The 1,956-nt window shown below is 28.4% G+C and carries 1 protein-coding gene; it reads right to left on the bottom strand.

Translation table 11 applies throughout. The features are described from left to right. The coding region (locus tag BM119_RS19410; RefSeq protein ID WP_143087366.1) for a non-ribosomal peptide synthetase at positions 1-1,956 on the bottom strand (1,956 nt) is incomplete at both ends.

Here is a 1,956-nt window from a genome sequence, read left to right as displayed (position 1 = left end):
TTCAAAATAAGTTCTTAATGCTTCATGTCTTTTAACTAGCTTTCTAAATGTATCTTCTATCTTATTTTTGTCTATAATACCTTCTATCTCAAAAACTTCAGGCATATTATAAGCTATACTTTCTTTATCAAAACCTTTAATTATATACATTCTCTTCTGAGCTGATGATGCTTCATAATATTCTCTTTCTTCTACTTTTTGTATTTTTGAATAAGGATTTTCTTGTGAATTTTCAATCAATTCATTTAATTCCTTTATTGTTGGTAATTTAAATAGTTCTTTTAATGTTATCTCTTTATTTAACTCTTTATGAATCTTGGATATAAGTACCATTGCTCTTAATGAATGTCCACCTAATTCAAAGAAGTTATCATTTATTCCTATTTTGTCTATACCTAAAACTTGACTCCATATTCTTATCAGAGTTTGTTCTAAATTATTTCTTGGTGCTTCATAACTAGTTAATCTTTCATCTAAATTAGGTTTAGAAAGTGCTCTTCTATCAAGCTTTCCATTAGATGTTATTGGCATTTCTTCTAATTTAACAAAGTAAGATGGAACCATATATTCTGGTAAGTTTTCTTTCAAATGCTCCTTTAAGTTTAGCTCATTTATTTCTTTATCACTTATTATATATGCACAGATATGCTTATCATCTTCCTTACCTTCTATTACTATAACTGTTGCTTCTTTAACATCTTCATGTTTCAGTAATTTATTTTCAATCTCCCCAAGTTCTATCCTGAATCCTCTTATCTTAACTTGATTATCTATTCTTCCTAAGAACTCTATATTTCCATCTGTTAACCATCTTACTAAGTCTCCTGTTTTATACATCTTAGTTCCCTGTTCAAATGGATTGTCCACAAACTTTTCAGCTGTTAATTCTTGGTTATTTAAATATCCTCTAGCTAATCCATCACCTGATATACATAACTCTCCTGGTATACCCACCGGTTGTAATTTATTATTATTCACAACAAATAATTTAGCATTTTGTGTTGAAACCCCTATTGGTATACTTCTATATTGTTTTCCCTTATCAGTTGAATACATTGATGCATAAACTGTAGTTTCTGTTGGACCATATAAATTTTCTAACTTAACATTGTTAAACTTATTATAGAAATCATATACCACTCTTGGTTTCAACTCTTCCCCTGCAGCTAATACATATTTTAAACTATTAACCTTTTCTAAGTCATTACCTATCACTTCGTTAAACACACTCAGCATTGATGGTACAAAATTGATATGCGTTACTTTATATCTTTTTATTGAATCTATTATATTATTCATATCTTTTTGGTTGTCATGTTTATTTATAGCTAAAGTTCCACCACCCATAAACCATGAAAATAACTCTGTTACTGATACATCAAATATATAGTTAGTTTTTAATAAATAAACATCATTTTGCTGTATTGGATACCTTATTTGCATATGATTTAATAAGTTAACTACATTTCTATGTTCTATAAGTACTCCCTTAGGCTTTCCTGTTGTACCTGAAGTATAAATAACATATGCTAGATTATTCGCACTACTTCCTTTCTCTAATTTATTTATATCTCCTACAAATAAACTAGAGTCAAATAACTCTATAACCTCACCACTAAATTCTAATTTTTTTACAAAAACATCTTTTTTTAATAGAATATTAGTTCCACTGTCCTTTAACATATATTTTATTCTATCACTAGGAGAGCTTGGATCTATTGGTAAATAAGCTCCCCCAGCCTTTAGAATCCCCATTATTCCTATTATCATTTCTACCGATTTATCAATCATTATTGCTACTATAGAGTCTGCTTTAACACCCTTAGTTCTTAAAATTCTTGCTAAACTATTAGATTTCTCATTTAACTCTCTATAAGTTAATTTTTTGTCCTCAAATATTACCGCAATATTATCTGGTGTTTTTTCAACTTGTGACTCAAACAATTCTTGTATTGT

The sequence above is a fragment of the Clostridium frigidicarnis genome, from assembly GCF_900111985.1.
Lineage (GTDB): Bacteria > Bacillota > Clostridia > Clostridiales > Clostridiaceae > Clostridium_Z > Clostridium_Z frigidicarnis.
This window is presented reverse-complemented; position numbering and strand designations above follow the sequence as displayed.